The organism is Mycobacterium sp. NPDC004974 (assembly GCF_053600815.1).
Map to the genome: position 1 here is coordinate 293837 of NZ_JBSGAQ010000005.1, position 26888 is coordinate 320724.

At 68.3% G+C, this 26888-nt stretch carries 26 protein-coding genes; 15 read left to right on the forward strand and 11 right to left on the reverse strand.

From position 1 onward, the window contains the following. The first annotated feature begins 21 nt into the window (after nucleotides 1-21). From ACWEFV_RS14770 to ACWEFV_RS14780, 3 genes are read left to right on the forward strand one after another with little or no spacing between them, the layout of a single operon-like run. On the forward strand, nucleotides 22-564 hold the full coding sequence (locus ACWEFV_RS14770) for a bifunctional adenosylcobinamide kinase/adenosylcobinamide-phosphate guanylyltransferase (RefSeq protein WP_450070671.1): 543 nt from the start codon (nucleotides 22-24) through the stop codon (nucleotides 562-564). Then, a complete protein-coding gene (cobT, locus tag ACWEFV_RS14775) occupies nucleotides 561-1622 on the forward strand; it encodes a nicotinate-nucleotide--dimethylbenzimidazole phosphoribosyltransferase (protein ID WP_450070672.1) in 1062 nt (353 codons plus the stop codon). Before ACWEFV_RS14770 ends, cobT begins: the two co-directional genes overlap by 4 nt. Further along, nucleotides 1619-2344 carry an adenosylcobinamide-GDP ribazoletransferase gene (locus ACWEFV_RS14780; protein ID WP_450070673.1) on the forward strand — a complete coding sequence of 242 codons (726 nt, stop codon included), beginning with the start codon at nucleotides 1619-1621 and terminating at the stop codon, nucleotides 2342-2344. Before cobT ends, ACWEFV_RS14780 begins: the two co-directional genes overlap by 4 nt. Here ACWEFV_RS14780 and ACWEFV_RS14785 read toward each other — a convergent pair. The 3 genes from ACWEFV_RS14785 to gcvT all read right to left on the reverse strand — a co-directional run bounded on the left by ACWEFV_RS14785 (nucleotide 2271) and on the right by gcvT (nucleotide 6332). After that, nucleotides 2271-4031 (reverse strand): hypothetical protein, encoded by a 1761-nt coding sequence (locus ACWEFV_RS14785; protein WP_450070674.1) that lies wholly within the window; start codon nucleotides 4029-4031, stop codon nucleotides 2271-2273. The two genes, ACWEFV_RS14780 and ACWEFV_RS14785, sit on opposite strands and share 74 nt — an antisense overlap. 73 nt (nucleotides 4032-4104) lie before the next feature. Further along, nucleotides 4105-5211: a branched-chain amino acid aminotransferase gene (locus tag ACWEFV_RS14790; protein WP_135455815.1), complete on the reverse strand. Its 1107-nt coding sequence runs from the start codon at nucleotides 5209-5211 to the stop codon at nucleotides 4105-4107. A 23-nt stretch (nucleotides 5212-5234) separates the two neighbouring features. After that, nucleotides 5235-6332, reverse strand: a complete 1098-nt coding sequence (gene gcvT, locus ACWEFV_RS14795; protein WP_450070675.1) for a glycine cleavage system aminomethyltransferase GcvT — start codon at nucleotides 6330-6332, stop codon at nucleotides 5235-5237. Nucleotides 6333-6386: 54 nt separating this feature from the next. Between gcvT and ACWEFV_RS14800 the strand changes: the two genes are divergently transcribed. From ACWEFV_RS14800 to ACWEFV_RS14815, 4 genes are read left to right on the forward strand one after another with little or no spacing between them, the layout of a single operon-like run. Next, on the forward strand, nucleotides 6387-7472 hold the full coding sequence (locus ACWEFV_RS14800) for an adenylate/guanylate cyclase domain-containing protein (protein WP_286175063.1): 1086 nt from the start codon (nucleotides 6387-6389) through the stop codon (nucleotides 7470-7472). A gap of 18 nt (nucleotides 7473-7490) precedes the next feature. Further along, nucleotides 7491-8573: an adenylate/guanylate cyclase domain-containing protein gene (locus ACWEFV_RS14805; protein ID WP_450070676.1), complete on the forward strand. Its 1083-nt coding sequence runs from the start codon at nucleotides 7491-7493 to the stop codon at nucleotides 8571-8573. A gap of 10 nt (nucleotides 8574-8583) precedes the next feature. After that, nucleotides 8584-10104 (forward strand): leucyl aminopeptidase, encoded by a 1521-nt coding sequence (locus tag ACWEFV_RS14810; RefSeq protein WP_450070677.1) that lies wholly within the window; start codon nucleotides 8584-8586, stop codon nucleotides 10102-10104. A gap of 54 nt (nucleotides 10105-10158) precedes the next feature. Then, the gene (locus ACWEFV_RS14815; protein ID WP_450070795.1) at nucleotides 10159-11082 is read left to right on the forward strand and encodes a lytic murein transglycosylase; all 924 of its coding nucleotides are present in this window, start codon (nucleotides 10159-10161) and stop codon (nucleotides 11080-11082) included. A 5-nt stretch (nucleotides 11083-11087) separates the two neighbouring features. Here the strand turns inward: ACWEFV_RS14815 and ACWEFV_RS14820 are convergent, their stop codons facing one another. Further along, nucleotides 11088-12824 (reverse strand): SDR family oxidoreductase, encoded by a 1737-nt coding sequence (locus ACWEFV_RS14820; protein ID WP_135455826.1) that lies wholly within the window; start codon nucleotides 12822-12824, stop codon nucleotides 11088-11090. A gap of 68 nt (nucleotides 12825-12892) precedes the next feature. Further along, nucleotides 12893-13246: an oxidoreductase gene (locus ACWEFV_RS14825; protein ID WP_450070678.1), complete on the reverse strand. Its 354-nt coding sequence runs from the start codon at nucleotides 13244-13246 to the stop codon at nucleotides 12893-12895. Nucleotides 13247-13462: 216 nt separating this feature from the next. Between ACWEFV_RS14825 and sucB the strand changes: the two genes are divergently transcribed. After that, complete coding sequence (gene sucB / locus ACWEFV_RS14830; RefSeq protein WP_450070679.1) at nucleotides 13463-15247, forward strand: 2-oxoglutarate dehydrogenase, E2 component, dihydrolipoamide succinyltransferase; 1785 nt, start codon at nucleotides 13463-13465, stop codon at nucleotides 15245-15247. A 25-nt stretch (nucleotides 15248-15272) separates the two neighbouring features. Continuing rightward, on the forward strand, nucleotides 15273-16181 hold the full coding sequence (locus ACWEFV_RS14835) for a TIGR01777 family oxidoreductase (protein WP_450070680.1): 909 nt from the start codon (nucleotides 15273-15275) through the stop codon (nucleotides 16179-16181). Here the strand turns inward: ACWEFV_RS14835 and ACWEFV_RS14840 are convergent. Next, a complete protein-coding gene (locus ACWEFV_RS14840; protein ID WP_450070681.1) occupies nucleotides 16178-16354 on the reverse strand; it encodes a hypothetical protein in 177 nt (58 codons plus the stop codon). The genes ACWEFV_RS14835 and ACWEFV_RS14840 overlap by 4 nt on opposite strands. A 12-nt stretch (nucleotides 16355-16366) precedes the next feature. Then, nucleotides 16367-16669 carry an STM3941 family protein gene (locus ACWEFV_RS14845; protein ID WP_450070682.1) on the reverse strand — a complete coding sequence of 101 codons (303 nt, stop codon included), beginning with the start codon at nucleotides 16667-16669 and terminating at the stop codon, nucleotides 16367-16369. 11 nt (nucleotides 16670-16680) lie between these two features. On the opposite strand from ACWEFV_RS14845, the gene lipB reads away from it, so the two are divergent. The 3 genes from lipB to ACWEFV_RS14860 are packed head-to-tail and all read left to right on the forward strand — an operon-like array spanning nucleotide 16681 to nucleotide 19115. Then, on the forward strand, nucleotides 16681-17409 hold the full coding sequence (gene lipB, locus ACWEFV_RS14850; protein ID WP_450070683.1) for a lipoyl(octanoyl) transferase LipB: 729 nt from the start codon (nucleotides 16681-16683) through the stop codon (nucleotides 17407-17409). Between the two features lie 4 nt (nucleotides 17410-17413). Beyond that, a complete protein-coding gene (lipA, locus tag ACWEFV_RS14855; protein WP_450070684.1) occupies nucleotides 17414-18358 on the forward strand; it encodes a lipoyl synthase in 945 nt (314 codons plus the stop codon). A 4-nt stretch (nucleotides 18359-18362) separates the two neighbouring features. Next, a complete protein-coding gene (locus ACWEFV_RS14860) occupies nucleotides 18363-19115 on the forward strand; it encodes a DUF4191 domain-containing protein (protein WP_135455840.1) in 753 nt (250 codons plus the stop codon). 69 nt (nucleotides 19116-19184) lie between these two features. On the opposite strand, the gene ACWEFV_RS14865 is transcribed toward ACWEFV_RS14860, so the two are convergent. Next, nucleotides 19185-19661, reverse strand: coding sequence for an RDD family protein (locus ACWEFV_RS14865; RefSeq protein ID WP_450070685.1), 477 nt, complete (start codon nucleotides 19659-19661; stop codon nucleotides 19185-19187). 147 nt (nucleotides 19662-19808) lie between these two features. On the opposite strand from ACWEFV_RS14865, the gene glnA reads away from it, so the two are divergent. The 3 genes from glnA (at nucleotide 19809) to ACWEFV_RS14880 (ending at nucleotide 22306) form a co-directional block, all read left to right on the forward strand. Continuing rightward, nucleotides 19809-21245, forward strand: coding sequence for a type I glutamate--ammonia ligase (glnA, locus tag ACWEFV_RS14870; RefSeq protein ID WP_135455844.1), 1437 nt, complete (start codon nucleotides 19809-19811; stop codon nucleotides 21243-21245). A gap of 163 nt (nucleotides 21246-21408) precedes the next feature. Beyond that, the gene (dtd, locus tag ACWEFV_RS14875) at nucleotides 21409-21840 is read left to right on the forward strand and encodes a D-aminoacyl-tRNA deacylase (protein ID WP_450070686.1); all 432 of its coding nucleotides are present in this window, start codon (nucleotides 21409-21411) and stop codon (nucleotides 21838-21840) included. Between the two features lie 31 nt (nucleotides 21841-21871). Beyond that, nucleotides 21872-22306, forward strand: a complete 435-nt coding sequence (locus ACWEFV_RS14880; RefSeq protein ID WP_450070687.1) for a DoxX family protein — start codon at nucleotides 21872-21874, stop codon at nucleotides 22304-22306. Here the strand turns inward: ACWEFV_RS14880 and ACWEFV_RS14885 are convergent. The 3 genes from ACWEFV_RS14885 to ACWEFV_RS14895 form a co-directional block, all read right to left on the reverse strand. Continuing rightward, nucleotides 22303-23160 carry a TIGR03619 family F420-dependent LLM class oxidoreductase gene (locus ACWEFV_RS14885; RefSeq protein WP_450070688.1) on the reverse strand — a complete coding sequence of 286 codons (858 nt, stop codon included), beginning with the start codon at nucleotides 23158-23160 and terminating at the stop codon, nucleotides 22303-22305. The two genes, ACWEFV_RS14880 and ACWEFV_RS14885, sit on opposite strands and share 4 nt — an antisense overlap. Then, nucleotides 23157-23786, reverse strand: coding sequence for a PaaI family thioesterase (locus ACWEFV_RS14890; RefSeq protein WP_450070689.1), 630 nt, complete (start codon nucleotides 23784-23786; stop codon nucleotides 23157-23159). Before ACWEFV_RS14890 ends, ACWEFV_RS14885 begins: the two co-directional genes overlap by 4 nt. A gap of 79 nt (nucleotides 23787-23865) precedes the next feature. After that, complete coding sequence (locus ACWEFV_RS14895) at nucleotides 23866-26871, reverse strand: bifunctional [glutamine synthetase] adenylyltransferase/[glutamine synthetase]-adenylyl-L-tyrosine phosphorylase (protein WP_450070690.1); 3006 nt, start codon at nucleotides 26869-26871, stop codon at nucleotides 23866-23868. Between the last annotated feature and the right edge of the window lie 17 nt (nucleotides 26872-26888).

Here is a 26888-nt window from a genome sequence, read left to right on the forward strand (position 1 = left end):
CCGCGTCAGGCGGGCTGAGAAGTGCGCACACTGGTGCTCGGCGGCATCCGCTCCGGTAAATCCCAGTGGGCCGAAGCGGCCGCGGCGCACTCCGCCGGCGACGGCGTGCCCGTGCGTTACCTGGCCACCGGCCCCGCCGCTGACGGCGATCCGGCCTGGGCTCAGCGCGTGGGTGCGCATCAGGCTCGTCGTCCCGCGCACTGGCGCACCGTCGAGACCTGTGATCTCGTGGCGGCTCTGACTGCCGACCCGCAGGAACCTGACACCGCGACACTCGTCGACGACATCGGTGGCTGGCTGACGGCGACCATGGACCGGATCGGTGCGTGGACCGGTGCACCCGTGGGCCCCGAGGTCGACGCACTGGTCAAGGCGGTGGACGCTTTCACCGCTCCCCTGGTCCTCGTCAGCCCCGAGGTCGGGCTGACCGTTGTCCCCGCCACCGAGGCAGGACGCCGGTTCGCCGACGAACTGGGCACGGTCAACCAACGCCTGGCCGCGGTGTGCGACCACGTGGTGCTGGTGGTGGCCGGCCAACCGCTCACGGTGAAGGAGCCTTCATGACCGAATTCGATGCGGCCTTCGACCCGGTCACCGCCCCGGACGCCGACGTCGCCACGGAGGCGCGGGCCCGTCAGACCCGGCTCACCAAGCCGCCCGGCTCCCTCGGCCGCCTCGAGGAACTTTCGATCTGGGCGGCCTCGTGCCAGGGCGTATGCCCGCCGCAGCCGCTCACCCGGGCGCGGGTGGTGGTTTTCGCCGCGGACCACGGGGTCACGGCCGCGGGGGTATCGGCGTTCCCGTCCGCGGTGACCGGCCAGATGGTGGCCAACTTCGACGCGGGCGGTGCCGCGATCAACGTGCTGGCCGAGGTGGCCGGCGCCACCGTGCGCGTGGCCGACATCGCCGTCGACTGCGACGAGCCGCTCTCCCCCGCGATCGGTGCCCACAAGGTGCGCCGCAGTTCGGGCAACATCGCGGTCGAAGATGCACTCAGCGAAGACGAAGCGGTCGCTGCAATTTCAGCAGGGCGCCAGATCGCCGACGACGAGGTCGACGCCGGTGCCGATCTTCTCATCGCAGGCGATATGGGAATCGGAAATACCACGGCGGCAACGACTTTGGTGGCCGCTCTGACCGGTGCCGAGCCAGTTGTGGTGGTGGGCCGCGGCACCGGCATCGACGACCTCGGCTGGATGCGCAAGGCCGGCGCCGTACGGGACGCGCTGTACCGGGCCCGCGACGTGACGCACGATCCGCTGGGGCTGTTGCGCGTGTGCGGCGGCGCAGACCTGGCTGCCATGGCCGGGTTCCTGGCCCAGGCCGCCGTCCGGCGCACCCCGGTGCTGCTGGACGGCTTGGTGGTGACGGCGGCGGCCCTGGTGGCCGAGGAGTTGGCGCCGGGCGCGCGGGCCTGGTGGCAGGCCGGGCACCGGTCGACCGAGCCGGCCCACAGCCTGGCGCTGTCACACCTGCGCCTGGAGCCGATCGTCGACCTCGGCATGCGGCTGGGCGAGGGCACCGGCGCCGCGGTGGCGTTGCCGATCGTGCGGGCCGCCATCGCCACCCTGGCCTCGATGGCCACCTTCGACGAAGCCGGAATCTCCGAAGAGACACCATGATTGGCGCACTCGGCGGGGCGTTCGCATTCGGCACGGTGTTGCCGGTACGAACTTCGGCCGGCGTCGGGCGGGGTGCACTCACGGCCCTGCCTGTGGTCGGGCTGGCGCTCGGCGGGCTGGCGGCCGCGGTCGTGGCAGGTGGCCAGTGGGCGTTCGGCACCGGCAGTGCACTGCCCGGCCTACTGGCGGTGGCCGCGCTCCTGCTGGCCACCCGCGGGCTGCACATCGACGGGTTCTGCGACACCATCGACGGTCTGGGCTGCTACGGCCCGCCGGAACGGGCACTGGCGGTCATGCGCGACGGTTCGGCCGGACCCTTCGGTGTCGCCGCGGTGATCGTTGTGATCGGTTGTCAGACACTGGCATTCAATCAACTCAACACGGTAGGCATCATCGTCGCCGTCACTGCCGGCCGCGTTGCCGCGGTCCTCGCCTGTCGACGTTCGGTGTCCGCGGCCGCCGGCAGCTCACTGGGCGGCGCCGTGGCGGCCACCCAGCCGGCCGCCGTGGTGGCGGGCTGGGTGATCGCCGTCGCCGCACTGGCCGCATGGGCGGGCCCCCGGCTGTGGCAGGGCCCGGTCGTGGTGCTGGTCGCGGTGGGCGCTTCGGCGCTGCTGGTCGCCCACTGCGTGCGACGGTTCGGCGGCATCACCGGCGACGTACTCGGCGCGAGTGTCGAGGTGACGACGACGATCGTCGCGCTCGGGTTGGCGATTGGCTGACCTGCGGACGAATCGCCTCCACCGCGTCCCGCACGGCTTGCCACTGCTCCTGCAGTTCGGCGCGTCCGACTGTCGGCGGGGGTAGCTCCGGGACCGCACCCAACCGCTTCTCCGCACGCCGTCGATCGGCGGCCCACGTCGCGCCGAGCACGCGCCGGGCCCTGCTCAGGTACCCGATCAGTTTCTGGCCGGGCGCCGCGCTCAGGTCTGCGGGCAGCCGCTCGGCCCAGTCGCTCAGTTCCGGCGGAACCACCTGGGCGACCCGCGCCGGCGGGGCCGGATGCAGTGCCACCGCCTTGGGCCCGAACAGTTCGGGATGCAGGTACTTACCGCGCTCGCCGTCGGGCTTGCGCTGCTCGGGGGTGACCCGATTCGCTTCGGCCCAGGCATCTTTGCGCACCCCGGTGACCTGCCAGCACACCTTGACCCGACCGGTGTCGGTGGCGATCGTGAACGCATTGTCCGTGATCTCCTCGGAGACCACCGCCTGGCTGAACGTACCGACCACGGTGAGCTGGTAGCGGAAGTCCCGGTTGAGCGCCTCGAAGTACGGCGGCAGCTTCACCCGCGCCCGCCCGGACCGGTCCGTGGTCACGGTGCCGCTGTAGATGTTGAGCATGTCCGGGGACTCGACGAAGGAATGCGACAGGTACCGGTTCGCCGGATCGGCCGGGTGATCGACGGTGAACCCGCCACCGCTCTTGCTGAGGAAACCCGTCACCCGCACCCGGCCCACGAACAGCCCGGCGAAGCCGTTGGCGCTTTGACCGCGGACCGCTGCCACGTCGGGGTTGCGCCGGGTGTCGGCGAAAGTGAAGCCCTCGACCCCGTTTCCGATCACGCTGAGCCCGGAGACCCCGCCGCCGGGATGGGTGGAGAAATGCACGCCGGACACCCCGTGACCAGAACCGGTCGTGAGGCCGGCGGTGCCGTCCGAGGACAGGCTGACTCCGCGCACCCCCACCTGGTCGTCGCTACTGCCCCGCACCCCGGTACCGCTGTGGCTGTGCCCGGCGACCCCGGCCCCGGTCGAGTCCGCGACGACGTGCAAGCCGGACACCCCGGAGACCCCGACCCCGTAGGTGAGACCGGCGATGGCATCGGTCGTCTGGCTGACGCCGTACACACCCGGACCGTTGCTGCTGGTGCCCAGCACGCCCATGGTGTTGTCACCGGTGCCGAATACGCCTGGGGCGCTACCACCGTCGGCGAAGCTGATGCCCATGACGCCGGCATTGTCACCACTCGTGCCACGCACCCCGAAACCATCGATACTGCTGCCGATCACCCCGGTCGCGCCACCCACGAAGCCGGTGACTCCGTTGCCTCCGGTGGTGCTGGAACCGAATACCCCGTGTGAATCGTCGGTGGGACTGAAGGTCACGCCGAGCAGCCCCGACGCGGTGGAGCTGCGCGCCAAAACACCTGGCGCCTGCAAACTTTCGCCCACAACGCCGTTGCCGGCGGGGCTGCGGCCCACCACACCCGGCCCGTCGGCGCCGTGGCCCTCGACACCGGCCGGCGGATCGATGAACACGGTGGTGCCGCTCGGCAATACCCCACTGCTGCCGAACACGCCGCCACCGATATCGGAATCCCCCCACACGCCGACCGGCACCGGGGTGCCGTTCTCGTCGACCGGTTGCTGCCCGCTGTTGGCCGGATCGAATCCCGCTACCAGTGCCATGACGGCCTCCCTCGATTGATGGCGCAGGTCAGATCAATTCTGCGCGCGCCTCAAATCGTTCGGGGAGAAACCGCTAGTTCAGCCGGGCCATCCAGCCATGGGTATCGGCGAAGGTGCCCCGCTGAATCCCGGTCAGGGTGTCGCGCAGCGCCATGGTGATCTCGCCCGGTTGCCCGTCGGCGATGGTGAACTCGCCGTCCGCGTACTTGACGTGCGAGACCGGGGTGATCACGGCGGCGGTACCGCAGGCGAACACCTCGGTGATCTCGCCCGCCGCGGCCTTCTTCTGCCATTCGGCGACATCGATCTTGCGTTCCTCGACCGCGAAACCGGCGTCGGTGGCCAACTGCAGCAAGGAATCCCGCGTGATACCCGGCAACAGCGAACCGGACAGCTCGGGCGTGACGAGGCGGGCCGAACCGCCGCTGCCGAAGACGAAGAACAGGTTCATCCCGCCCATCTCTTCGACGTAGCGACGCTCGAGCGCGTCCAGCCACACCACCTGATCGCACCCGTTGTCGGCGGCTTGTGCCTGCGCGAGCAGAGATGCGGCGTAGTTGCCGCCGAACTTGGCCGCGCCGGTGCCACCGGGTGAGGCGCGCACGTACTCATGCGACAGCCACACGCTGACCGGCTTGATGCCGCCCTTGAAGTACGCCCCGGCCGGTGACCCGATCACCAGGTAGCGGTACTCGCCGGCCGGGCGCACGCCCAGGCCCGGTTCGGTGGCGATGACGAACGGCCGCAGGTACAGCGACTCCTCACCGCCGGCCGCGGGCACCCACTTCTCGTCGACCGCGATGAGCTGGCGCAGCGATTCGATGAACACGTCCTCGGGAAGTTCCGGGATGGCCAGCCGCCGCGATGAGGCCTGCAGCCGCGCCGCGTTGGACTCCGGCCGGAACGTCACGATCGAGCCGTCCGCCCAGCGGTACGCCTTGAGCCCTTCGAACACTTCCTGCGCGTAGTGCAGAACGATGGCCGAGGGGTCGAGCTCGATCGGCCCGTACGGGATCACCTGCGCGTCGTGCCAGCCCTGCCCGGCGGTGTAGTCGATGGCCACCATGTGGTCGGTGTGGTACTTGCCGAAGCCCGGGTTGGCCAGAATGGATTCGCGTACCGCATCGGTCTCCGGATTCGCGTTGGCTGAAACCGTGAACTCGAGATGGCCGCTAGTCATGCAAGCGATTGTATCGTCCGAGGCTAACGTGTTTTCGGGGCCACGAACGGTGGCTTGACCACTTCACATTCAACGGCGCGGCCACGCACGTCCACACTCACCCGCTGCCCGTCGGCGATGTCGGCGGCGGTGTCGATGAGTGCCAGCGCGATACCGACTTTCAGTGACGGCGAGAACGTCCCCGACGTCGTTGTGCCGATGCGGGTGTCTCCGTCGAGCACCGCAAGATCGGCGCGCAGCACCCCGCGGCCGACGGCCTTGAGGCCGCGCAGCACGCGAGCCGGGCCGGCCTCCTTCTCGGCCAGCAGCGCGTCGCGCCCCCAGAACGCGTCCTTCTTCCACCCGATCGCCCAGCCGCAGCGGGCCTGCAGCGGCGAGATGTCGAGTGACAGCTCATGGCCGTGCAGCGGGTAGCCCATCTCGGTGCGCAGCGTGTCACGGGCGCCCAGGCCCGCGGGTTCGCCGCCGGCCGCGCGCACGGCCGCCACCAGGGCGTCGAACACCACGCCGGCGCGGTCCCAGGCCGGCAGCAGCTCATAGCCGTGTTCGCCGGTGTAGCCGGTGCGGCACACCCGCACGAACACGCCGTCGTACTCGGCGTCGGCATAGCCCATGTAGTCCATCTCGGTGGGCAGCCCCAGCTCAGCGAGCACCTCGGCGGATTTCGGCCCCTGCACCGCCAGCACCGCATACGAGCGGTGTTCGTCGGTGATGGTCAGCCCGTCGGGGGCGTTCTTGCGCAGTTCGGCGACCACGGCCGCGGTGTTGGCGGCGTTGGGCACCAGGAAGATCTCGTCGTCGGAGACGTAGTAGGCGATCAGGTCATCGATGACACCCCCGGACTCGGTGCAGCACAGGGTGTACTGCGCCTTGCCCGGTCCGATCCGGTTCAGGTCGTTGGTGAGGGCCGAGTTGACGTAGGCGGCCGCCCCCGGACCTTTGACCAGCGCTTTTCCGAGGTGGCTGACGTCGAAGAGGCCGACGTTGTCGCGCGTGGCGTTGTGTTCGGAGACGGTCCCGGCGTAGGACACCGGCATCAGCCAGCCACCGAATTCGGCGAAACTGGCCCCCAGTTCGCGGTGGCGGTCTTCCAACGGTCCGTGCAGCAGGTCGTCACTCACGGTTTCACCCTAATCTGCACGCCTAACCGGACCACCAAACTGCACACTGGTCTTGTGGTCGATTTCGATGCACTGGCCGCCGCCGGGATCACCGATGCGCGGGACCGCGCCCCGCTCATCGAATACCTCGACGGACTGGGTTTCACCGCCGAGCAGATGATCGAGGCCGAGTCCCGCGGCCGGTTGTTCGGGCTGGCCGGCGACGTCCTGCAGTGGTCGGGGCCGCCGGAATACTGTCTGGCCGACGTGGCCGCCGAGATCGACCTCCCGCTGGAAGATGTCCAGCGGGCGTGGGCCGCACTGGGCCTGACGGTGGCCGGCTGCGACGTGAAGACCCTCAGCCGGGCCGATTTGGATGCGTTGCGCACCTGGGCGGAGTTGCGGGTGCTGGTCGGTGATGTCGAGGCCACCGGTCTGCTGCGCGTGATCGGCTCGGGTATGGCCCGGTTGGCCGAAACGCTGTCGTCGATGGGCCGGGCCAGCACCCCCGACATCCAGCTCGACGTCAGCCGTGACGAGCTGACCACGGCCAGGGCCTACCGGGCCGCCGCCGGGTTCATCCCGCGGATCGGCTTGATGATCGATGCGGTGCACCGCCACCATATGATGAGTGCGCGCACCTACTTCGAACACGTGATCCGCGACGGCTCTTCGAATGTGGTGTGCGGCATCGGTTTTGCCGATCTTTCCGGGTTCACCGCACTCACCCAGATGCTGACCGCCGCCGAACTGTCGGCACTGCTCAACGAATTCAGCGCCACCAGCACCGAGATCGTGCACGCCGCCGACTGCCGCGTGGTGAAGTTCATCGGGGACGCCATCATGTGGGTCGGCTCCGAACCCGCCGAACTGGTGCAGGTCGCCGTCGACCTGGTGACCCACCCCCGGGCCGCCGAGACCAGCCTGCAGGTGCGGGCCGGAGTCGATTTCGGTGAGGTGCTGGCCTTCGGCGGCGACTATTTCGGCACTCCGGTGAATCGGGCGGCCCGCCTCGTGGCCGCCGCCGACCCCAGCCAGGTCCTGGTGTCCGAGCCGCTGCGTGAGCTCCTCGACGGACAGGCGTTCGCCCCGCCTCGCTCACTGACACTCAAGGGTTTCGCCACACCGGTCACGGCGTATCCGCTGCGTCTGCCGCGCTGACGGATTCGAGGAGGGCGCGTGGTCGACCTGAACGCGTTGGAAGCCGCGGGGATAGCCGATGCGCGACAACGCGCCGAGCTGATCGAATATCTGTCCGGTCTCGGCTTCTCCGTCGACGACATGGTCGAGGCCGAGCGTCGTGGGCGCCTGTTCGGCCTCGCGGGGGACGCCATCAGGCGCCCCGGGCCACCGACCTACAGCCTGCGCAGTGCCGCCGCCGAACTCGGGCTGCCGCTCGACGACGTCGGACAGTTCTGGGCCGCGCTGGACCTGGGTGTCCCTGATCCCGACGACGTCACGTTGACCGAAGCGGATTTCGACGCCCTGGCAACCTGCGCCGCAATGCGGGCGCGACTGGGCGACGACGGTGGCCTGTTGCGACTCATCGGTAGTGCAATGACCCGGTTGGCAGAGGCGGAGACGACGCTACTGCGAACCTCTCGTCCCGATTTCTGGATCACCCGCAGCCACGACGAGCTCACCACGGCACGGGCCTGGCGCGAAGTGGCCGAGTTGATTCCACGCATCGGGGCCCTGCTCGACACCGTTCATCGGCATCAGACGACGCGTCCCCGGCTTTTCGAGAGCGTCACGCTCAATCCCGCGGGCAGCGTCACATGTGGCGTCGGATTCGCCGATCTCTCGGGATTCACCGCACTCACCCATGTGCTCTCCCCCGCGGAACTGTCGACCCTGCTCAACGGTTTCAACGCCGCCGTCACCGATGTGATGCACGCCGGCGACAGCCGCGTGGTGAAGTTCATCGGCGACGCCGCGATGTGGGTCAGTTCGACCCCTGACCGTCTGGTGCAAACCGCCGCCGACCTCGTCGAAGACCCGCGCACGCAGAAGGCCGGGCTCCAAGTCCGGGCGGGACTCAGCTACGGCGAAGTCCTTGCGATCGGAGGCGACTACTTCGGCGATACGGTGAACCTGGCCGCGCGATTGGTGGCCGCCGCGTCACCAGGGCAGATCCTCGCTGCGCCGGAGGTCCGCGCAGCGCTGCCGGACTGGCCTGCTGTCGCACAAGATCCGTTGACCCTCAAGGGCTTCGACGAGCCTGTCACGACCTACGACATGAGTGGTTGCGACCGTAGCTAGGCTGAGGCGTGTGAGCCCCGCAAATCCCGGTTACCAGGTTCCCAACGTCACCGTCAGCGCGTCGCTGCCCAAACGCAAGACTGACGCCGTACTGATCGTTCCCGTGGTCAGTGGACAGGATGACGACGCAACCGCCACCGTCGTCGGCAACCCGTTCCTCGACGCCGAGGCGATCGGCGAGATCGAGGTCGCGCTCGAGGCACTCGGCGCGAAGGGCGGCACCGACCAGGTCACCAGGGTGCTGGCGCCGTCACTCCCGGTCGCCAGCGTGCTGACCGTCGGCCTGGGCAAGCCGCGCGACGAGTGGCCGTCCGACGTGATCCGCCGGGCCGCCGGCACCGCCGCACGGTCGTTGAACGGCACCGAGACGGTCATCACCACGTTGTCCGACATCGATCTGGAAGCCGCCGTCGAGGGCCTGATCCTGGGCGCCTACCGCTTCAGCGACTTCCGCAGCGCCAAGACCGCGCCCAAGGACGCCGGCCTGACCACGATCACCGCACTGACAGCCGACACCAAGGCGGCGACCAAGAACCAGGCTCAGCGCGCAGCGGACATCGCGTCGGCGGTGGCCACGGCCCGCGATTTCGTGAACACCCCGCCCAGCCATCTGTTCCCCGATGAGTTCGCCAAGCGAGCAAAGGCTTTGGGTGAGGCCGCCGGGCTTGAGGTCGAAGTGCTCGACGACAAGGCCCTGACCAAGGCGGGCTACGGCGGCATCGTGGGGGTCGGCAAGGGATCCTCGCGCCCGCCGCGTCTGGTCCGGTTGACCCACCGGGGCGGCACCAAGAAGAGCAAGCGCGTCGCGCTGGTCGGCAAGGGCATCACGTTCGACACCGGCGGCATCTCGATCAAGCCGGCCGCCAACATGCATCACATGACCTCGGACATGGGCGGCGCCGCGGCGGTGATCGCGACCGTGGTGCTGGCCGCCAAGCAGAACCTGCCGATCGAGGTCATCGCGACCGTGCCGATGGCCGAGAACATGCCGTCGGCGACCGCGCAGCGTCCGGGCGACGTGCTCACGCAGTACGGCGGGATCACCGTCGAGGTGCTCAACACCGACGCCGAGGGCCGGCTGATCCTGGCCGACGCGATCGTGCGGGCCTGCGAGGACGACCCGGACTACCTGATCGAGACCTCGACGCTGACCGGCGCCCAGACCGTCGCGCTGGGTTCCCGCACGCCGGGCGTGATGGGCAGCGAAGAGTTCCGCGACCGGGTCGCGACGCTGTCTCAGTCCGTCGGTGAAAACGGTTGGGCGATGCCACTTCCCGAGGAACTGAAGGACGACCTGAAGTCCACGGTGGCAGACCTGGCCAACGTCAGCGGATCACGCTACGCCGGGATGCTGGTGGCCGGAACCTACCTGCGCGAGTTCGTCGCCGACGGGGTCGAGTGGACGCACATCGATGTCGCCGCTCCGGCCTACAACACCGGCGGGCCATGGGGTTACACACCCAAGGGCGGCACCGGCGTGCCGACCCGCACGATGTTCGCGGTCCTCGAGGACATCGCAGTGAACGGCTGATTGAGACACAGCGGCGAACGGCTGTAGACGGTGGGCCCGCCCGACGTGAACAAGCTGGCGAGAGTTCTTCACGATCTCGCGATCCTGTTCACGTTGGGCGCGGCGCTCACCGGCTGTTCTGGATCGTCGAACCCGCCGCCTCCCGCACCCCCGAGCACGACATCGGTGACGCAGCCGGCCACCACCGCCCCGGCCGCCCCGGCCGGCGCCCAACCCCGCCTGGCTCCGGACCCCGTCCGGCTGGCGGAGGATCTGGTGGCCGACGAGCGGGCGCTGCGCGACCCGTCGACACCGGAGGCTGCCCTGACGCAGGCCGCCCGCCGTCAGCAGGTGGCCTACCGCGCGATCGGCCGGCACCCCGAGTGGGACGGCACCATCCGGCCCCGTATCCCGGCTGACCTGGTCGCGTTCTACGACCGGAATGTCAACGCACGGCGCCAGCTCGCCGCGCTGGCCCAGCCGAAGGACACCCTGCCCGCGTGGCGCATCAACCCGCCACCCCCGGCCGAGGTGCTTCTGGGCGCCTACCGCGAGGCCGAGGCGGCCTCCGGCGTGAGCTGGAACTTCCTCGCGGCGATCAACCTGATCGAGACGCACTTCGGCAGCGTGAGTGGCACCAGCTCGGCCGGCGCCCAGGGACCGATGCAGTTCATGCCGTCCACGTTTGCGGCGTATGGCAAGGGCGGCGATATCCACTCGCCCCGGGACAGCATCATGGCAGCCGGTAATTACCTGGCCGCCAACGGTTTTACGAATGACCCGGACCGTGCCCTGTTCCGGTACAACAACGCCGACGAGTACGTGCGGGCAGTCAGCGACTATGCCGCCGCGATCGCTGCCGATCCCGCGGTGTTCGCCGCGTTCTACCGCTGGGACGTCTACTACGTCTCGACTGCGGGTGACGTGCTACTGCCCATCGGATACGCCGCCGGATCACCGATACCGGTCGGCGAGTACCTGACCGCCCACCCGCAGTAGCGCGGTTAGAGTGAACCCGCTCGCGCCGCCCGGCGCAGCGCCGACGGCATCAGTCGCGCCACCCCGTAGGCCGCATAGGCCTCCGGGGTAACCGGCCGGACCGCTTTGTCTCTGACGACGGCCGCGACGATGGCCTTGGCCACCTTGTCCGGCCCATAGCGTCGCGCAGCGAAGGCCTTCTTGGTCTGGGCCCGCATCTGCTCGATCTGGCCCTGCTGCTCGGCGGGGACGTCGAATCGGGTGGTGTCGATGATGTTCGTATCGATGACGCCCGGGCAGATCGTGGTCAAACCTATTCCCGCCGAGCTCAATTCGGCACGCAGGCAGTCGGAGAACATGAACACCGCGGCCTTGCTGGTGGCGTATGCGTTCGCCGCCGCCGACGGTGAGTAGGCGGCCATCGAGGCCACGTTGACGATGTGGCCACCGGTGCCGCGGTCGACGAGCCTGCGGGCAAAGGACCGGCAGCAGTTGACGACTCCGCCGAAGTTGACGTCCAGCACCCGGTCGTACTGCTCGGCCGGGGTGTCGAGGAACTTGCCGCCGTGGCCGATTCCGGCGTTGTTGACCACCACGTCGGGCACCCCGTGTGTGCCGCAGACCTGCTCGACGAAACTCTCCACGGCCTCGGCATCGGACACGTCGAGCCCGTAGGCATGTGCCACTCCGCCGCGTGCGGCGATCTCGTTGGCGGTGGACTTGGCGGATGCTTCGTCGATATCGCTGACCACGAGTTCGGCGCCCTGTTCGGCGAAGGCCAGCGCAGTGGCGCGGCCGATGCCACTGCCGGCACCGGTCACCGAAACCAGTGTGTCACCGAAGCGTTCACGCGACCGGCCGACCTGGGCGCGGCGAAGTGCGCGAGCCGCCGGGGCACCCTCGATGTGGTCGATCAGCTCGGCCGTCGCGTTGGCGATGGCGCGCCAGTGCGAGAACGGCGCCCAGTGCCCGGCTTTGAGGTCACGGCGCCACAGCAGCGGCACCCAGGTGGACTCCTCGGCGTAGCCGTCGCCGCGCACCACCGGATCGTGGTCGTTGCAGATCAACTGCACCGGCACGGTCACGTAGTGGTCGCTGCGCAGCGTCGTGAACGATCGAATCGCGTTGGCCTGGTAGATCTTCAGGGAGTTGGCCGCGTCGATGTCGAGGTTCTCGGACTGGAATTTGGGGCCAGGGGTGTCGATGGCCTGCAGTCGGCGCGCCGCGCCTCGACGCATCAGCGCGGGCGCGATCACCGGGATCGAGAACGGGATCCAGTAGCTGAACCGCGATGCCAGGTTCACCGCCTTGGCGAACCGGATCGGACGGTACGGGCGGGCCAGCCGGCCGCGCACGAACGAGCCGTAATGGTCGGTGCTGGGTCCCGAAACCGACGTGAACGACGCCACCCGCTCGGAGGCCTCCGGGCGGCTCAGGTACTCCCACACCCCCACCGATCCCCAGTCGTGCGCCAGGACGTGCACGGGGCGGCCGGGACTGACGGCATCGATCACCGCGGACAGGTCGTCGGCGAACCGGTCCATGCGATAGGCGGATACGGGCTTGGGAACGTCCGAGGCGCCGGCACCGCGGTTGTCGTACCGCACGATGTGGAACCGGTCGCCCAGTTCACCGGTCACGCCGTTCCACAACACATGCGAGTCCGGCCATCCGTGCGCCATCACCAGCGTGGGACGCTGCCGATCCCCTTGTTCGTAAACCGCGATGCGGGTTCCGTCCGAGCTGACGACGAAGCGCTGCATAGTCCACCCCTCCACGAGGTACCTGTAACGAACAGTATCCAATACCGGAGGTATCGGTTGCCTTGACTCTAACGGTCGCCGAGTTCCTGGCGTACGGCGCGCTCCCGTTCGATGCGCCGCCGCGCGTCGTGGTCCCGCATGCGTTGCGGGTAGCCGACCTTCTGGACGTCGTAGACCGGGATCTGCAGCCGATCGCTGAGCCGGCGTGCCCCGGCCTCACCACCGACCCGGCGCCGGGTCCATTCCCCGTCGGCAGCAACCAACACGACGGTCACCTCGGTGACGGTGGTGCGGGGTTCCACGAATGCCTCGACGCCGGCGTGCTCGGCCACCCACCGCTGCAGATACCGCAGATCCTCGCCCGCGTCGCCGCCGAATCCGCGCGCCGAGCGACCTCGGCGAAACGTATCGAACAACCCCAACGGAACGGTCTCCTCAGCTCTGGGGAAGTTCGACGAACAACCCTGCAAACCCTCATTCGATAGTGCCAGAGCTCGGAGCAACCCTGAGTGCGTGCGAATGGTGCTGCAGTGACAGGATGGTTCCGACAATCCACCTAGGTGCCGTACCCAGTGCACCTAGCTGTGGTAAGCCAGAGTTCGAGTCGTCACAAGTGACCGTCCGAGGAGTCAATACACATGGCCATCTCCGTCCAGATGCCCGCGCTAGGTGAGAGCGTCACCGAGGGGACCGTCACCCGCTGGCTTAAACAGGAGGGCGACACCGTCGAACTCGACGAGCCGCTGCTGGAGGTGTCCACGGACAAGGTCGACACCGAGATCCCGTCGCCCGCCGCAGGCGTGTTGACGAAGATCGTCGCCCAGGAGGACGACACCGTCGAGATCGGTGGCGAGCTCGCGGTCATCGGCGAGGCCGGCGAAGCACCGGCACCGGCCGCGGCTCCGGCAGCCGCTCCCGAACCCGAACCCGAGCCTGCCCCTGCCGCACCGGCTCCCGCGCCGGTCGCTGCCGCCGCGCCGGCGCCCGCCCCCGCGGCTGCACCCCCCGCCGCCGCGTCCGGTTCGGCCACCACCGTCGTGATGCCGGAGTTGGGCGAGTCGGTCACCGAAGGCACGGTCACCCGGTGGCTCAAGAAGGTCGGCGACTCCGTCGGCGTCGACGAGCCGCTGGTCGAGGTGTCCACCGACAAGGTCGACACCGAGATCCCGTCACCGGTGGCCGGCACCCTGCTGGAGATCACCGCGCAAGAGGACGACACCGTCGCGATCGGCGGCGAGCTGGCCAAGATCGGGGACGCCTCCGCCGCGCCGGCCGCTGCCCCCGCACCCGCGGCACCTGCACCCGCGGCACCTGCACCAGCACCCGCTCCGGCGGCCCCCGCGCCTGAGCCCAAGCCGGCTCCCGCAGCCGCACCAGCACCCGCAGCGACTCCGGCTCCCGCAGCCGCACCAGCGGCAGCTGCCCCGGCGCCCGCCCCCGCACCCGCGGCACCGGCTCCCGCAGCCGCTGCCGCCGCCGGGGACGGCTCCCCGTACGTCACCCCGTTGGTGCGAAAGCTGGCCGCGGAGAACGGTGTTGACCTCGCGGCCGTGAAGGGCACCGGCGTCGGCGGCCGTATCCGCAAGCAGGACGTGCTCGCGGCGGCCGAGGCGAAAAAGGCTCCCCCGGCACCGGCACCGGCAGCCCCTGCGGCAGCCGCGCCCGCCGCTGCGGCCGCAGCAGCTCCGGCATTGGCCCACCTGCGCGGAACGACGCAGAAGGCCAACCGGATTCGCCAGATCACCGCGAAGAAGACGCGCGAATCGTTGCAGGCGACCGCACAGCTCACCCAGACCCACGAGGTCGACATGACCAAGATCGTGGCGCTGCGGGCCCGGGCCAAGGCGGACTTCGCCGAGCGCGAGGGCGTCAACCTCACGTACCTGCCGTTCATCGCGCGCGCCGTCATCGACGCGCTCAAGATCCACCCGAACGTCAACGCCAGCTACAACGAGGACACCAAGGAGATCACCTACTACGACGCCGAGCACCTCGGCTTCGCGGTGGATACCGACCAGGGCCTGCTCTCGCCGGTGATCCACAACGCCGGCGACCTGTCGCTGGGCGGACTGGCGCGCGCCATCTCCGACATCGCGGCCCGGGCCCGGTCGGGCAACCTCAAGCCCGACGAGTTGTCCGGCGGCACGTTCACCATCACCAACATCGGCAGCCAGGGCGCGCTGTTCGACACCCCGATCCTGGTGCCGCCGCAGGCGGCGATGCTGGGCACCGGGGCGATCGTCAAGCGGCCGCGGGTGATCTCGGACGCCTACGGCAACGAGTCGATCGGTGTGCGCTCGGTGTGCTACCTGCCGCTGACCTACGACCACCGACTGATCGACGGCGCCGACGCCGGCCGGTTCGTGACCACCATCAAGCGCAGGCTCGAAGAAGGTGCTTTCGAGGCCGACCTCGGGCTGTAAGGGCCGTTAGGAGGGGCTCCCCACTGTGGCGGATGCCGTCATCGCGATAGCGGGATCATCCGGTCTGATCGGTTCGGCGCTGGTGTCAATGCTGCGCGCCGCCGATCGCCGGGTGCTCCGGATCGTACGCAGGGCACCATCGAACGGCGACGAGCTGTTCTGGAACCCCGACACCGGGGAGTTCGACACCGGCGCGCTACAGGGTGTGGACGTGGTGGTGAACCTCTGCGGCGTCGGTGTCGGCGATAAGCGTTGGTCGGGTGCGTTCAAACAGAGCCTGCGCGACAGCCGGATCGGGCCCACCGAGGTGCTCGCCTGTGCCGTGGCCGACGCCGGGGTGCCGGTGTTGATCAACGCGAGCGCGGTCGGCTACTACGGCGACACCAGAGACCGGGTGACCGATGAGTCGGCGCCCGAGGGACACGGTTTCCTGGCCAGGCTGTGCGCGGATTGGGAAGCGGCCACCGCGCCCGCCGTCGCGGCCGGGTCGCGGGTGGTGCTGTTGCGCACCGGACTGGTGATGGCCCCGTCCGGGGGGATGGTGAACCGACTCAAGCCGTTGTTCTCGCTGGGCCTTGGCGCACGGTTGGGCAATGGCAGGCAGTACATCCCGTGGATCAGCCTGGAGGACGAGGTCCGCGCGGTGCTGTTCGCGATATCGAACGAAAGCCTGTCGGGCCCGGTCAATCTCACCGGACCGGCGCCCGTGACCAACGCCGAGTTCACCGCGGCGCTGGGCCGGGCCGTCAACCGGCCCACCCCGGTGATGATTCCGGGTTTTGCGCTGCGCACGCTGCTGGGCGAGATCGCCGACGAAGGACTGCTCGTGGGCCAGCGCGCCATTCCCGCCGCCCTGGAACGCGCCGGCTTCACCTTTCACCACAACACCGTCGGCGAGGCGCTGGCCTACGCCACCGCCGCACCCAGGGACTAGCGAGCCGACGTAGCCCGGTAGTCCTCGATCACCGCCGAGGCGTCATCGAACCCGCGGTTCATCTGGGTCAGCGATATCGCGATGTCTCCGCCGGTCAGCCGCCGGTTGGCCCGGCTCAACCTACCCACCAGCGTCGTCGACGGGAACCGTCGCGGGTCGGCCAGGTGCAACATGACGAACTTCTGCTAGCGGTCCTTCCACACCGTCACATCGACGATCTCGTCCCATGGGATGACCGTCTGCGACCACCGCTTGTAGTAGATGCCGTCGGGCGACACCCGGAGCTGCTCGTCGCGGTCGAACAGCCGGATCACCGCAATGACCGCCAGACTCAGGAAAATCAGGCAGCTGGCCACACCGAGTGCCCGGTACAGCAGCGAGAGCTCGGCGTTCAGGGTCATCCAGGCCGATGTCGCGGCGAAGAGCACGCCGAACAGCACCGGCATCAGCAGTCGCCATGGGGAATACCGGGCAGAGAATGTCGACACCATCCGACCCTATGCCGCGCCAACCCCTGCGCTGGGCAGCAATCTCGGGGCGTACCGTCGACGCTGTGACATCCATCCGCTCGGCCGCGGAGCCCCTCGAGGTGCGACGCCTGGGCACACTCGATTACGAGGCCGCCTGGGAACTACAGCGCGAGATCGCCGACGCCAGGGTGGCCGGTGGCCCCGACACCCTCCTGCTGCTTGAGCACCCTGCCGTCTACACCGCGGGCAAGCGCACCGAGCCGCATGAGCGCCCGGTGGACGGCACTCCCGTCGTCGACACCGACCGCGGCGGCAAGATCACCTGGCACGGCCCCGGACAGCTGGTGGGCTACCCCATCATCGGGCTGGCCGAACCGCTGGATGTGGTGAATTTCGTTCGGCGCCTTGAACAAGCGCTCATAAGCGTGTGCGCGGATCTCGGTCTGGAGACCGGTCGGGTCGAGGGACGCTCCGGTGTGTGGGTGGCCGGCGACGAGCTCAGGCCGGCCCGCAAGATCGGGGCGATCGGGATCCGGGTGGCCCGGGCGACGACGCTGCACGGGTTCGCGCTGAACTGTGACTGCGACCTGTCCGCCTTCTCGTCGATCGTGCCGTGCGGGATCGCCGATGCCGGTGTGACGTCGCTGACGGCCGAACTCGGCCGCCGCATCACCGTCGAGGACGTCACCGACCGGGTCGCCGCGAAGGTATGTGATGCGCTCGACGGACGGCTGGAAGTGGCCGTGAACGTAGGATGAACCAGTGACTGTGGTGCCTGAAGGTCGGAAGCTGCTGCGTCTGGAAGTGCGGAACGCGGAGACGCCCATCGAACGCAAGCCACCGTGGATCAAGACGCGGGCCAAGATGGGTCCGGAGTACACGGAGCTCAAGGGTCTGGTGCGCCGCGAGGGCCTGCACACGGTGTGCGAGGAGGCCGGCTGCCCCAACATCTTCGAGTGCTGGGAGGACCGGGAAGCCACGTTCCTGATCGGTGGCGAGCAGTGCACCCGGCGGTGTGACTTCTGCCAGATCGACACCGGTAAGCCGGCCGAGCTGGATCGCGACGAACCGCGCCGGGTCGCCGAGAGTGTCCAGGCGATGGGCCTGCGCTACTCGACTGTGACCGGGGTGGCCCGCGATGACCTGCCCGACGGTGGGGCATGGCTGTACGCCGAGACCGTCCGCTACATCAAGCGGCTGAACCCGAACACCGGCGTGGAGTTGCTGGCCCCGGACTTCAACGGCAACCCCGACCAGTTGGCCGAAGTGTTCGAGTCACGCCCAGAAGTGTTCGCGCACAACGTCGAAACGGTGCCGCGCATCTTCAAGCGGATTCGTCCGGCGTTCCGATACGACCGCAGCCTGGCGGTGATCACCGCCGCCCGCGACTTCGGTCTGGTCACCAAATCGAACCTGATCCTCGGAATGGGCGAGACCATCGACGAGGTGCACACCGCGCTGCGCGACCTGCATGAGGCGGGCTGCGACATCGTCACCATCACCCAGTACCTGCGGCCGTCACCGCGCCACCACCCGGTGGAGCGCTGGGTCCATCCCGACGAATTCGTCGCGCTGTCGAGCTATGCCGAGGGCCTCGGATTCGCCGGCGTGCTGGCCGGACCGCTGGTGCGTTCGTCCTACCGCGCGGGCAAGCTCTATGCGCAGGCCGCGCGGGTTCGGTTCGCCGATCGGCCCCCCGTATCCTGATGTAATGGCGAAAACCCGCAATGCCGCAGAAACCAAGGCGGCAAAGGCCGAGGCGAAGGCAGCCCGCAAGGCCGCGTCCAAGCAGCGGCGCAGTCAGCTGTGGCAGGCATTCCAGATCCAGCGCAAAGAGGACAAGCGCCTGCTGCCGTACATGATCGGCGCGTTCGTGCTGATCGTGGCCGCCGCTGTGGTCGCCGGTCTGCTCATCGGCGGGTTCACCATGTACACGCTGATCCCGCTGGGCGTGGTGCTGGGCGCGCTGGTCGCCTTCATCATCTTCGGCCGGCGGGCGCAAAAGTCTGTCTACACGAAGGCCGAGGGCCAGACCGGTGCCGCGGCCTGGGCGCTGGACAATCTTCGCGGCAAGTGGCGCGTCACCCCCGGTGTCGCGGCCACCGGTCATTTCGACGCCGTTCACCGGGTGATCGGTCGGCCCGGCGTGATCTTCGTCGGTGAGGGTTCGGCCAATCGGGTCAAGCCGCTGCTGGCGCAGGAGAAGAAGCGCACGGCACGCCTGGTCGGCGAGATCCCGATCTACGACATCGTGGTCGGCAACGGTGAGGGCGAGGTGCCGTTGTCCAAGCTGGAGCGGCACCTGAACAAGCTGCCGGCGAACATCACGGTCAAGCAGATGGACTCGATCGAGTCCCGGCTCGCCGCGCTCAGCACCAAGGCCGGTCCGGCCGGGATGCCCAAGGGCCCGATGCCCGCCGGCGCGAAGATGCGCGGTGTGCAGCGGACGGTCCGCAGGCGCTGACCGCGCCCAGCCGCCGAGTGTGATCAAGATCGCGAGAACCTCGCGATCTTCGTCACGTTCGGGGCGGAGCTACCGCCGCACCACCGCGGTCTTGGATGCCAGATCATGCAAACCTCGATGGTCGGCATCGGTGAACAGTGCCGGGATCACCAGCACGATCAGCAGGTTGCGCGTGAGGGCCCGGCCCACTGTGACGCGGTCACGGCCGTCGAGCGGAATCACCCCCAGTCCGAGCAGATACTGGCCCGGGGTGAACCCGAACAACCGCACCGCCGCAACGCCGATGACCAGCCAGACCAGCAGGGCGACGTTCCGGAAATCCATCGAGTACAACAGTTGCTCGCGACTCATCAGCCCCAGAGACACCGCCACTATGCCGGTGAGGCCGACAGCGACCAGCCAGTCGACCAGGATGGCACCGACGCGTCGGCCGAACCGCGCGATCGAACCCGGCCCATGCTCGGGCAACCCAAGCCGCTCCCCTGGATACCCACTGGCTGGGTCGGAAGCGGGACCGGACAGCCAGGACGAAATCTCGCGTGCCATGGTTGCCAGGATAGATTTAGCCGAGAGCGGGGTTGCCCGTCGGCATCGCAAGCGATTGCGTAACTTGCGCGCAACATATGGTTGACGACTGCGCAACATCGTGTCCTTAGCGTCAACCCGCGGGTTACCAGTAAAGGAGAACACTCAGTGGCAGAAAAGACGTCCGACGACATCTTCAAGCTGATCAAGGACGAGAACGTCGAGTACGTCGACATTCGCTTCTGCGATCTGCCCGGCGTCGTCCAGCACTTCTCGATCCCGGCGTCGGCGTTCGACCAGAGCGTCTTCGAGGACGGCCTCGCGTTCGACGGCTCGTCGGTCCGCGGCTTCCAGTCGATCCACGAATCCGACATGATGCTGCTGCCGGACCCCGACACCGCGCGTATCGACCCGTTCCGCGCCGCCAAGACGCTGAACCTGAGCTTCTTCGTGCACGATCCGTTCACCCGTGAGGCCTACTCCCGCGACCCGCGCAACGTGGCCCGCAAGGCGGAGAACTACCTGGCCAGCACCGGTATCGCCGATACCTGTTACTTCGGTGCCGAGGCCGAGTTCTACATCTTCGATTCGGTGGCGTTCGACTCCAAGATGAACGGCACCTTCTACGAGGTCGATTCCGAGTCCGCGTGGTGGAACACCGGCGAGCCCTCCGAGGCCGACGGCTCCCCCAACCTCGGTTACAAGGTCCGCCCCAAGGGTGGCTACTTCCCCGTCGCACCGTACGACCACTACGTCGACCTGCGCGACGAGATGTCGACCAACCTGATCAACGCCGGGTTCACCCTCGAGCGCGGCCACCACGAGGTGGGCACCGCCGGCCAGGCCGAGATCAACTACAAGTTCAACACCCTGCTGGCCGCAGCCGACGATGTGCTGCTGTTCAAGTACATCATCAAGAACACCGCGTGGCAGAACGGCAAGACCGTCACCTTCATGCCCAAGCCGCTGTTCGGTGACAACGGTTCCGGCATGCACGCCCACCAGTCGCTGTGGAAGGACGGCAAGCCGCTGTTCCACGACGAGTCCGGCTACGCCGGCCTGTCCGACATCGCCCGCCACTACATCGGCGGCATCCTGCACCACGCTCCGTCGCTGCTGGCGTTCACCAACCCGACGGTGAACTCCTACAAGCGTCTGGTGCCGGGTTACGAGGCCCCGATCAACCTGGTGTACAGCCAGCGCAACCGCTCGGCCTGTGTCCGTATCCCGATCACCGGCAACAACCCGAAGGCCAAGCGCCTCGAGTTCCGCTGCCCGGACAGCTCGGGTAACCCGTACCTGGCGTTCGCGGCGATGCTGATGGCCGGCATCGACGGCATCAAGAAGAAGATCGAGCCGCTGGCCCCGGTCGACAAGGATCTCTACGAGCTGCCGCCGGACGAGGCCGCCAACATCCCGCAGGCCCCGACCTCGCTGTCCGCGGTCATCGACAGGCTGGAAGAGGACCACGAGTACCTCACCGAGGGTGGCGTGTTCACCGAGGACCTGATCGAGACCTGGATCTCCTACAAGCGGGAGAACGAGATCATGCCGATCCAGATCCGGCCTCACCCGTACGAGTTCAGCCTGTACTACGACGTGTAAGTCGGCTCGCCGACGCGACGTGTAAGTCGGCCAACGCACGGCACAAGGGCCGGGGGTTCTCCCCCGGCCCTTTGTCGTTGCCGGTTTCTACTCCTGGGTCGTTGATGATCGATGATCACGGCCCAGGCGTAGAAACCGGCGGCCTTCCCTTCACAATGGACCGATGCGTGTTCTGGTGCAGCGGGTGACATCGGCGAGCGTTGCGGTCGACGGCGAAGTCGTCGGCGCGATCGCTCCGAACCCGCAGGGACTGCTCGCCCTGGTCGGGGCGACTCATGACGACGACGCCGCCAAGGCCCGACGGATGGCCGAAAAGCTCTGGCAGTTACGAATTCTCGACGGCGAGAAATCCGCATCGGACGTTGCCGCCCCCATCCTGGTGATCAGTCAGTTCACGTTGTACGCCAATACCGACAAGGGCAGGCGCCCGTCGTGGAATGCGGCAGCGCCGGGGCCCGTCGCCGAACCGCTGGTGGCCGAATTTGCCGACGCGTTGAGGAAGTTGGGCGCGGTTGTGGAAACAGGGGTTTTCGGTGCGGATATGCGGGTGGAACTGGTCAATGACGGACCGGTAACAGTGTTGCTGGAGCTCTGAGTTTCCTTCGAGCTGCGCGTATTGTCAGCACATGACGACCAACCTGGACACCCGACTGGGCTCGCTTTCGCCCGCTGTCATCAGTTTGTTCCGTGTCGCGTTCGGCTTCCTGTACACCATCCACGGAGCCCAGAAGTTGTTCGCCTGGCCGGTCGGGATGCCGGACAACGCAGGCGATCTCGTCGGTCCGGCAGTGCCCGTGGGCACCTGGCCCTTCTGGTACGGCGGCCTCATCGAATTCGTTCTGGGCCTTCTGATCCTGACCGGCTTGTTCACCCGCATCGCGGCCTTCATCGCCTCCGGCGAGATGGCGTTCGCCTACTTCACCCAGCATCAGCCCAAGGGTCTGTTGCCGATCGAGAACGGCGGCGAACTCGCCGTGCTGTACTGCTTCGGCTTCCTGCTGCTCGCCGCAATCGGTGGCGGTGCGTTCGCGTTGGATGCGGCGCGCAGTAAGCGCACCTAGTCCAGCGCGAGGTCCTTGCGGAACCGCTTCAACCCGTCGATCTTCTCGGCCAGCGTGGCGCCGGGGCCGCTGTAGAACATCCACGGCATGGTGATGATGCCCTGGATACCGCCGGCTTCCGCCCGGGCGTAGTGCTCGGGGGTGAAGGCGTCGGTCAGCGGTGTGATGACGGTGAAATCATCCATCGTCAAACCCTTTTCGGCGCGCAGGTCACGTAGCCGGTCGACCCGCTGCAGGGCGGCCTCGGTGGAGATCAGGTCACCGATCCACCCGTCGTGCCGCGCCGCGCGGCGCAGCGCGATGTCGGACAGCCCGCCGACATAGATCGGGATCCGCGGCGGCGTGGGCTCCATCTCCAGGCGCGGGGTGGAATAGAACTCGCCGGAGAACTCGGTCCACCCGGGCTCCCACAGCTTCTTCATCAATTCGAGCATCTCGTCGGTGCGCTTGCCGCGCCGCGCGAATTGCTGGCCCAGCAGTTCAAACTCCTCCTCGCACCAGCCGACACCGATGCCGAGCTCCAGCCGTCCCCCGGCCAGATAGGCAGCGGTGCCAATGGCTTTCGCCGCCGAATACGGGTCGCGCATCGCGGGCAGGTAGACCGTGGTGACGAACTTCAGCCGAGTGGTGACCAGCGCGAGTGCGCCGATCATCACCCACGGGTCCGGCCAGTCGGTGAACGCCTCCCAGCGCCGCTTGCCGTCCTTGGTGTACGGATACGGCGTGTTCAGCGTCTCGAGGTTCACCACGTGATCCGGGATGCCCATGCCGTCATAGCCGAGATCGTCTGCCGCCCTGGCCACTTCGACGGCCTCCCGGGTATCCATGAAGGCCATGCTCACGTAGACCTTCATCCGGCATCCCGCGCCCATGCCGGCGTGATGAAGACTCCCTCAGCCTCGACGGTGATCCCGTCGGCGTCGCTGATATGGCCCCGCGCAAAGGTTTTCACGCCTTCGGTCCGGTCGATGTAGGCCTCGGCGCGCAACGGGCCCAGCGGCGTGCCGCGACCATAGCGACAGGTGATGGTCCCGGTATAGCGCGGCTCGTGCAGTCCGCCACTGGCCACCTCGCCGAGAATGTGGTCGAGCACCAACGCGCAGATGCCGCCGTGCACCCAGCCCAGCGGCCCCTCATAGGCGGCGCCCAGCACGAATTCGCTCCAGCAGCTGCCGTCGTCGGCGTGCTCGATCACCAGCGGCGGGGCCAGCGCATTGCGCAATCCGACGACCGGGTTCGCCCACACCACCGGGCGGTTCGTCTCGGCATGCAGCATGGCCTGCGGCCCGTCGCGCTGTTCGCGGCGCAGCGAGGCGGTGACGGCCTCGACGGCCGCGGTCGCCTCGGCGATGGTCTGCGGGTCCACCTCGGTGCGCACACCGGCGTCGACGAGTTCGCGCATCGCCTGGGCAAAGGGCTCATAGAGGGCTTCGAGCCGATCGTGCTCGGCCGCGGTGATGACGTCGAACGTGTGCTTCATCCGGACTCCCAGTGAATTGGTTATACGCCCTTATTAACATCACCCACTGCGACGTCCTGCACTCGGGGCGGCCTAACCCCTACTCTCCGCCGAAAATCTTCCGGACCACGCCCTTCGCCCGCCGGGTCACCCGCAGGTAGTTGTCCAGGAACTCCCCACCGTCGTCGCTGCCCCACCCGGCCGCCAAGGCCACCGCGTTGAGCTGACGACCCGGCCCGGGCAACTGATCGGTGGGCTTGCCGCGCACCAGCACCAGGGCGTTGCGCGCCCGCGTGGCGGTCAGCCAGGCGTCGCGCAACAGCTCGACGTCGCTCTCGGCGACCAGTTCGGCCGCGCCGATCGCGTCGAGGGTCTGCAATGTGGAGGTGTTGTGCAGCGCCGGCACCTTGTGGGCGTAGCGCAGTTGCAGCAGCTGCACGGTCCACTCGATGTCGGCCAGCCCGCCACGGCCCAGTTTGGTGTGCGTGTTGGGGTCGGCACCGCGGGGCAGACGCTCGGCGTCCACGCGGGCCTTGATTCGCCGGATCTCCTGGACGGTCTCGGCCGATACCCCGCCGGAGGGGTAACGGGTCTTGTCGACCATCACCAGAAAGCGTTCGCCGAGTTCCAGATCGCCTGCCACCCGGTGGGCCCGCAACAGCGCCTGGATCTCCCACGGCTGGGCCCACTGCTCGTAATAGGCCGCATACGAGGCCAGCGTGCGCACCAGCGGTCCGTTTCGCCCCTCTGGACGCAGCCCGGTGTCGACCTCCAGTGGCGGATCCGCGCTCGGCGTCCCCAGCAGGGCCCTCACCTGTTCGGCGATGCTCACCGACCAGCGCATGGCTGCGGACTCCTCGACGCCGGTGGCCGGTTCGCACACGAACATCACGTCGGCGTCGGAGCCGTATCCGAGCTCGCCGCCGCCGAGCCGGCCCATGCCGATCACCGCGATGCGTGCGGGCGCACCGGATTCCGGTGTGTTGGCCCGGACCACCGCATTCAGCGCGGCCTCCAGCACTGCGACCCACACCGAGGTCAATGCCTTGCAGACGTCGGTCACATCGAGCAGGCCCAGCACGTCGGCCGAGGCGATGCGGGCCAGTTCCCGCCGGCGCAGCGTGCGCGCGGCCGCGATGCCGCGTACCGGGTCCGGATGCCGGCCGGCCGAGGCCACCAGTGCGCGAGCCACGCTGTCGGGATCACCGTCGAGCAGTTTCGGCCCGCTGGGCCCGTCGGCGTACAGCTGGATCACCTCGGGAGCCCGCATCAGCAGTTCCGGGATGTAGGCCGAGGTGCCGAGCACGCGCATCAGCCGCTTGGCCACCGCCCCCTCGTCACGCAGGGTCGACAGATACCAGCGCTGCTCGGCCAGCTCCTCGCTGATCCGGCGGTAGGCCAGCAGGCCGGCGTCCGGGTCCGGCGTGTCCGAGAGCCAGTCCAGCAGGGTCGGCAACAGCACCTGTTGCACCCGCGCACGGCGTCCTCCCTGGCCGGTCAGCGCCGCCAGATGCGTCAGCGCGCTCTGCGGTCCCTCGTAACCCAGTGCGGCGAGCTGACGTTCGGCCGCCTCGGTGCTCATCCCGGCGCCGATGCCCACCGCCGGTTGACCCACCGATTCCAGCAGCGGCTGGTAGAAGAGCTTGGCGTGCAACCGCGACACCCGCATGCTCTGCCGTTTGAGTTCCTCGCGCAGCACGCCCGCCGCGTCATGGCGGCCATCGGGGCGCACGTGCGCGGCCCGGGCCAGCCAACGGTAGGCCTCGTCGTCGTTGTCGTCGGGCAGCATGTGGGTGCGCTTGAGCCGCTGCAACTGCAGCCGGTGTTCGAGCAGCCGCAGGAATTCGTAGGACGCGGTCATGTTGGCGGTGTCGTCGCGGCCGATGTAGCCGCCCTCGCCGAGGGCCGCCAGCGCGTCGACGGTGGACGCCACATGCAGTGAGTCGTCATTGCGTCCGTGCACCAATTGCAGGAGCTGGACGGCGAATTCGACGTCGCGCAGGCCTCCGGTGCCGAGCTTGAGCTCGCGGGCCCGCACCCCGGCCGGGACGAGTTCCTCGACGCGGCGGCGCATGGCCTGCACCTCGGGAACGAAATCCTCACGCTCGCAAGCGGTCCACACCATGGGCATCAGGGCCTCGATGTAGGCCTTACCGAGCTCGGGGTCACCCGCGGCGGGACGCGCCTTGAGCAGCGCCTGGAATTCCCAGGTTTTCGCCCAGCGCTGGTAGTAGGCGACGTGGGATTCCAGCGTCCGGACCAGTTGACCGCGCTTGCCTTCCGGGCGCAACGCGGCATCGACCTCGAAGAAGGCATCACCGGCGAAGCGCATCATCTCGCCGGCGATCCGGTTCGCAGTGGCCAGATTGTCGTCGTTGTCCCCGTCTGCGACGGGTTCACCCACGAAGATGACGTCGACGTCGCTGACGTAATTCAGCTCGCGCGCACCGCATTTGCCCATGGCGATGACCGCCAGCCGGGGCTCGCTCCCGCCCGCGCACACAACCCGGGTGGCAACCGTCAGCGCTGCGCCCAGCGCGGCATCGGCGAGGTCGGACAGGTGTGCGGCGACCTCGACGAAGGGCAGCACCGGCTCGTTCTCGACGGTGGACGCCACGTCAAGGGCACCGAGGACCAACAACCGGTCGCGGTAGAGATCCCGCAGCGCGGGCACGGCACTGCTTGCGCCCCTGTCGATCTCGACATTGCGGGCGGCAGCGGTGAAGACGCTGTGCAGCTCTTCGACACCGGGGAGGACGACGTTGCCGACCAACAACCGCCACGACTGCGGGTGGGCGACGAGGTGGTCACCGAGAGCCAGGGAGGATCCCAGTACGCCGAACAGCCGGCCCCGCAGGGCCCGGTCGGTCAACAGTTGGCGGTTGAGCTCGTCCGCGTCGGCCCCGAGCGCATCGGCCAGCCGCACCATCGCCAGCAGCGCGACGTCGGCGTCGGGTGCGCGCGACAGCGACCACAGAAGCTCGACGTGCGCCTCGGTGTACCAGCCGAGCTGTTCCAGGTGGGCCGACGCCTGCGGATGCACCAAACCGAGCCGACCTACGCTGGGCAGTTTCGGACGATCGGTTGCAGGCTTTGGCACGTTCACGACGGTAGCGCACGCCC